6 protein-coding genes and 1 riboswitch are annotated in these 5707 nt (G+C 68.6%); of the genes, 2 read left to right on the top strand and 4 right to left on the bottom strand.

Features of this window, described 5'->3' with window-relative positions:
• Both ligD and AC3XYG_RS33500 read left to right on the top strand, forming a co-directional pair.
• A partial coding sequence (ligD, locus tag AC3XYG_RS33505) for a DNA ligase D (RefSeq protein WP_489144219.1) occupies nt 1-1334 on the top strand: 1334 nt, incomplete at its 5' end.
• A gap of 69 nt (nt 1335-1403) precedes the next feature.
• Nucleotides 1404-1513: riboswitch (SAM-I-IV-variant riboswitch) on the top strand.
• A gap of 44 nt (nt 1514-1557) precedes the next feature.
• Nucleotides 1558-1833, top strand: coding sequence for a hypothetical protein (locus tag AC3XYG_RS33500; RefSeq protein ID WP_489144218.1), 276 nt, complete (start codon nt 1558-1560; stop codon nt 1831-1833).
• A 15-nt stretch (nt 1834-1848) separates the two neighbouring features.
• On the opposite strand, the gene AC3XYG_RS33495 is transcribed toward AC3XYG_RS33500, so the two are convergent.
• The 4 genes from AC3XYG_RS33495 to AC3XYG_RS33480 all read right to left on the bottom strand — a co-directional run.
• Complete coding sequence (locus tag AC3XYG_RS33495; RefSeq protein WP_489144217.1) at nt 1849-2424, bottom strand: cytochrome b; 576 nt, start codon at nt 2422-2424, stop codon at nt 1849-1851.
• 56 nt (nt 2425-2480) lie between these two features.
• Nucleotides 2481-3629, bottom strand: a complete 1149-nt coding sequence (locus tag AC3XYG_RS33490; protein ID WP_489144216.1) for a porin — start codon at nt 3627-3629, stop codon at nt 2481-2483.
• Between the two features lie 225 nt (nt 3630-3854).
• On the bottom strand, nt 3855-4520 hold the full coding sequence (locus AC3XYG_RS33485) for an O-methyltransferase (protein ID WP_489144215.1): 666 nt from the start codon (nt 4518-4520) through the stop codon (nt 3855-3857).
• 161 nt (nt 4521-4681) lie between these two features.
• A partial coding sequence (locus AC3XYG_RS33480) for an adenylate/guanylate cyclase domain-containing protein (protein ID WP_489144214.1) occupies nt 4682-5707 on the bottom strand: 1026 nt, incomplete at its 5' end.

Here is a 5707-nt window from a genome sequence, read left to right as displayed (position 1 = left end):
GCGGCTACACGACGACGGGCGTCGGCTTCCGCTCGCTGATCGCTGGGGTGATGCAGGGCGGCAAGCTGGCGCATGTCGGCCGGATCGGCACGGGTTTCGGCCGCGACACGGTGGCGCGCCTGCTCCCCAGGCTGAAGGCCCTGGAGACCGGCACGTCGCCGTTCGAGGGCAAGGGCGCGCCGCGCGAGGCGGCGAACGTCCACTGGGTGAAGCCGGAGCTGGTGGCCGAGATCGAATTCGCCGGCTGGACCGGCTCCGGCATGGTACGGCAGGCCGCCTTCAAGGGGCTGCGCGAGGACAAGCCGGCGGCCGAGGTCGAGGCGGAGGAGCCGGCGCCGAGTGCCGAGACCGAGCTGGCGGAGCCGGTTCCCGCGACGAAGTCGAAGCCGGCAAAGCCCAGTGTTCGAACGGGCGGCAAGGCGGTCGTCATGGGCGTGTCCCTGTCCCATGCCGACAAGGCGCTGTGGCCGGATGCCGGCGATGGCGAGCCGGTGACCAAGCGGGATCTGGCACTGTATCTGGAGGCGGTCGGCGCCTGGATGCTGCCGCACATCAAGGGACGGCCCTGCTCGATCCTGCGCGCGCCCGACGGCATCGGCGGCCAGGTGTTCTTCCAGCGCCACGCCATGCCCGGCACATCCAGCCTGATCTCCCTGGTCCGGGTGGCGGGCGACCGCAAGCCGTACCTGCAGATCGACCGGATCGAGGGGCTGGCCGCCGTGGCGCAGTCCGGCGGACTGGAACTGCACCCGTGGAACTGCCTGCCGGGCGCCCCGGATAGTCCCGGGCGCCTGGTGTTCGACCTTGACCCCGGTCCCGGCGTCGACTTTCCCCAGGTGGTGGATGCGGCGCGCGAGATGAAGGACCGGCTGGAGGCGGTCGGGCTGGCCTCGTTCTGCAAGACCACGGGCGGCAAGGGGCTGCATGTGGTGGCGCCCCTGGCGACTGGCCGCGGCAAGGCCCCGGGCTGGCCCGAGGCCAAGGCCTTCGCCAAGGAGATCTGCCGGCAGATGGCGGCGGATGCGCCGGATCTCTATCTGATCAACATGGCCAAGGATCGGCGCCAGGGGAACATCTTCCTCGACTATCTCCGCAACGACCGGATGTCGACCGCGGTGGCGCCGCTGTCGCCCAGGGCGCGGCCGGGGGCGACGGTGTCGATGCCGCTGACCTGGCTGCAGGCCCGCCGCGACCTCGACCCGAAGCGCTTCACCATCCGCACCGCGCCGGCGCTGCTGGCCAAGGGCGATGCCTGGGACGGCTATGACGACGCCGCCAAGCCGCTGGCCGATGCGATCAAGCGGCTGGACAAGGCGAGCAAGGCGGCGGCTTGACCTCAGACTCCGCGCCGCCCTGCCGCACCGCTTGCCTCTTGCGCGGTCCCGGATCCCGCGGTAAACCCGATCCCGCATCCAGAGCTGGGCTGACGCCCACGCCAACCTGCCTCCCGGGCAAGGTGGTGGCTCCTCGCAAGAGGGGCGATGCGGCCGGACCGGCAACAAAACGGGTCGAAAGCCGCGCGTCAGCCCTCCTCGCAACCGCGATGGAGGGTTTTCTATGTCCGAGTACAGCCCCGAGGTCCCGCTCGCCGGCCCAGAAGACACGGTCGAGCGGCTCGATGACCGTCCTTGTCCCGGGCGGCACGACCCCGACCGGCGCGAGATCCTCTACGCCGTCGTGCATCGCGGCGCCGGGTTGTGGACCCATCTTTACCGCGTGGTGATCGCCCGGGCGCTGGTGCGGCCGGAAATCCATCTCGACCGCGTGCTGCCGGGCGACCGGCTCGCCGACCTGCGCCGGGCCTATGCGCCGGAAGCCGAGTTGGCGGCGTAGAGGGCCCGCGAGACCCTACCGCCTCGGTGTCATGCGCAGCAGGAGGCCATCGCGCAGGACATAGTGGTGCAGCAGCGCCGCCAGGGCGTGGGCGCCCGAAAGGACGATGATGATCCAGGCATTCCACTCGTGGAGCAGGCCGATGATCGTGCGCGCCTCGAACGGAACCGCGAAGGGGTCGGGAATGACAAAGAGCCCGAAATACGGCAGCGGCTGCTGCTGGGCCCAGCGGAGCAGGAAGCCCAGCGTCACCTGGGCCGGAAGCAGGATGTAGAAGGCCCAGTGCACGATGCGGGATGCCCGCCGGGCCAAGGCTGGCCCGGCATGGGGCAGTCGGCGGCCCCGGGCGACGCGCCAGAGAATCCGGATCAAGATGATGCCCGCCAGGGTGATTCCCAGCGAGAAATGAAGGTCGATCAGCCACAGCCGCGGCGGCGTACGGCGTTCGAACAGCCGCCAGATCTGGGGCAGGGCGAACAGCACGATGACGAGCAGCGCCGTCAGCCAGTGCAGGATGATCGTCATGCCGTCATAGCGGTCCGGCAGCCGGGCGGCGGCCGGCGCGGGACTCCGGATTTCGTCTGCGGTCATGATCGTGCTCGCGGTATCGGACGGTGGGGGAGGCCTTGGACGGTTCGCGTGTGGCGCTAGAACAGCACTTCGATGCCGGTGAACAGGTCCGTGCTTTCCCAGGCTTTCCCGGAGTAGTAGTCCTGCTTCTGGTAGAACACCTCGGCATAGCTGCCCAATCCCGGCGCAAGGCTGTACAGGACCGTGACTCCGGCGACGTCGTTTCGCTTGAGGTCGACGCCGTTCGTCTCGGGGGATGTCAGGCCACTTCCGGACGGAAGCCAGGTGTAGGAGTAGTAGGCGCTGACCGAGGCGGTTTCGAAGATGTAGGAGAGGTCGAACGACACCGTGTCCATTCCGGTGTTCGAAAGGGCGATGCTGGCGTTGTGCACCCAGTTCACGCTCGCGCCGAAATGGTCGGTCAGGACCTGGCCGCCCAGGCTGACGACGGTCAGGTCGTTGCCCTGCTTGTTGACCTTGGAGTCGATGCCGTCGCCATAGCCGGCCGTCGCGCCGACCGCGAACGAGCCATGGTCGAACTTGCCGCGATACTGCAGGCCGGCCGTCACCACGTTCTGGTAGACGGTGGCATCGTCGTCGGTCAGATCGGCCCGGCCGCTGTTGCCGTCATGCGGGCGCCCGGGCCCGACCTTCGCCCCGTCGACGGGCGTGAAGTCGACCGCGAACTGAAAGCCGCCGATGGATGGCGAGTTGTATTTGATCTTGGTCTGCCGCGAGACGCCGGACTGGCCGCTGGGGTCGAGCGCGAAGAAATCGCTGCCGCCGAACTGGAAAATACCGTCGAGCCCGTCGCCGAAGCCCCCACTCAGGCCCAGCTTCGAATGCACGGCGTCATGGGCGTAGAAATAGCCGATTTCGCCCAGGACCGTCGGTGCGTCGCCGAAGGTCAGGGTGCCGAACGGACCTCTCAGGTAGGCATAGGTCCGGTTGACCTGCGCGCCGGTGCGGCGATCTGTGCTGTCCAGGCGCACCCGGGCGCCATAATCCAGTCCTGAATCGGTGGTGTTGGCGACATCGAACTGCAGCCGCGAACTTGTCATGAAGTCGTAGTTGCGCGAATGCCGGTCCGAACTTGTATCGGAAAGCGAAAGCCCGGCCTGAAAGCCGACAAATCCATTAATTTTTACGAGAATTTCTGCGGATGCGAAAGGCGAGAACGCCGTCATGATGGCGATCGTGGCGCCTTGCGACGCGATCCTCTTCATCAATTCTGCTCCGAGCTGGGCGTGCCGGCACCGTGCCGGTGGAGTCCGGCTGCGGCGAGATTGCACTTTGTTCTACGTAATGCAATCGGAAGCCTGCAAGCCGAATCTTCGCCCTTGCCGGGAAATCTTCATCCGCCCCTGATCGGCAACGGCCAGGGGACCCGCGAAATCTGCCGTGAAGCGCCTTGTGTCCTGGTGGCAGCGTTGCCGGTACAGGGGGCGGCGTCAGCCGAGCCACTGGGACAGTTCGACATCCTCGGCGAACGGCGTGGACAGGTACCCGCCGGCGGGCGAGCGCACGCGGGCGAGGTAGTCGGGGCTGTGGTCGGCATTGTCGGCGATGATGAACGCGCCCGGCCGCAGGCGGCTTTCCACCAGGTCCAGGATCTCCGGATACAGCGCCTTGGCGCCGTCCAGCAGCACCAGGTCGATGCTGTCGGGCAGGTCGGTGGCCAGCGTCTGCAGCGCGTCGCCCATCCGGATCTCCACCAAATCGATCACGCCGCCGGCCGCCAGGTTCTCCCGCGCCCGAGCCACCTTGGACGGCTCGAACTCGCTGGTGATCAGGCGGCCGCCGCCATTGTCCCGCAGGGCGGCGGCGAGATGCAGGGTCGAGATGCCGAACGACGTCCCGAACTCGACGATGGTCCGCGCGCCGCACCCCCGCGCCAGCATGTACAGCCGCGCGCCGGTCTCGCGCGAGACCGGCAGCGGGAAGTCCTTCAGGCGGGTATAGAGCTCGAGATAGTCGGTCTTGCTGCGCATCAGGCGTGTCCGCTCTTCGGCGGAGACATCGGCGAAGGCAGGGTTCGCCATCGGCGAGGCCGCCTCGGCCTCCGCGAACAGGCGGTCGAGCAGGGGCGCAAGCGGGGCGGTGGTGAGGGTGGTCATGCAGCTCTCTGGTCCAAGTCGGCGCGGTTTTGCGCCGGCCCCAGAAATACGACCAATTCGTCAGGTTTCTGATTCGCATTGCCCCGCCGCCCTAGGGCGCTCGCCGAAGGGCGCGGATTTCCTCGCAAAAACGGGCTGGGCAGGGCGTCCGGCGGTGCCGTTTAGTCCGGTTCTGCGCGGGGTTGTTCAGGTTCCGGGGCTGGGCCGTCGGGGATGCCGACGATATCGACCGGGCGGTCGAACCCGCGCAGCGCGTGCCGGCCGAACGCGTGGCACGGCATGCCCGCCGCCCCGGCCAGATCGGCCGTCATCAGCACGGTCGCGCCGAGATCCTTGGCCAGGGCCTGCAGGCGGGCCGCACGGTTCACCGGCGTGCCGATGATGGTGAACGAGAACCGGCCGGCCGAACCGATATTGCCGTGCACGACGTCGCCGATGTCGATCCCGACCCGGGCGCGCAGCGGCGGACTCGCCTTGCGGGACGGCAGGGCGTTCAGCCGCTCCAGGGCCTGCAGCCCGTCCAGGGCGGCCTGCACCGCGGCGGTGCACAGCGACCGTTCGGCGGCCGCGTCGGGGACCGGGAAGAACATGACGACGGCGTCGCCGACATGGCCCGACACCTGCCCGCCGGCGCGGGACACCGGGTGTGTCATCGTCTCGAAGAAGAGGTTGAGATGGTCGATCAGCGACCGGGCGTCCAGCCGTTCGGTCAGGGCGGTGAATTCGAACAGATCGCAATAGAGGACGATGGCCCGGATCTGTTCGACGTCGCCGAGGCCGACGCGGCCGTCGAGCAGCGCCGTCGCGGCGTTGCCCCCGAGATAGGTCTGCAGCAGGCCGCGGGCGGCGGCGGCGTTCAGCCGCGCGCCCAGCGCCAGGGCGAAGACCGGGGTCACGAGATGCAGCAGTTCGATCTCCGCAGCCGCGAAGCCGCCGGGCCGTGCCGTGGCGAACAGGCTCATCACGTCGTCGAAGAAGCCGAGCGTGGCGTCGGGCGCGAGATGGCTGGCGAAGGCCACGGCATCCGTGGCCCCATCCTGCAGGAAGGGGGCGAACAGGTCGCCGCCGGCATCCGACCGCAGCACCGTGATGTCCTGGCCCAGCATGGCCTGGAACACACCGACAGCCCGGATGCCGTCCGCGGTGTCGTCGATGGCCTGCCGCCACCGCATGACGTGCAGGGCCCG

It is taken from the genome of Inquilinus sp., assembly GCF_057815775.1.
This window is presented reverse-complemented; position numbering and strand designations above follow the sequence as displayed.

Coding starts and splice junctions, on each gene's coding strand:
- AC3XYG_RS33485 (WP_489144215.1), bottom strand. CDS start 4,520: ATGACCACCCTCACCACCGCCCCGCTTGCGCCCCTGCTCGACCGCCTG.
- AC3XYG_RS33490 (WP_489144216.1), bottom strand. CDS start 3,629: ATGAAGAGGATCGCGTCGCAAGGCGCCACGATCGCCATCATGACGGCG.
- AC3XYG_RS33500 (WP_489144218.1), top strand. CDS start 1,558: ATGTCCGAGTACAGCCCCGAGGTCCCGCTCGCCGGCCCAGAAGACACG.
- AC3XYG_RS33495 (WP_489144217.1), bottom strand. CDS start 2,424: ATGACCGCAGACGAAATCCGGAGTCCCGCGCCGGCCGCCGCCCGGCTG.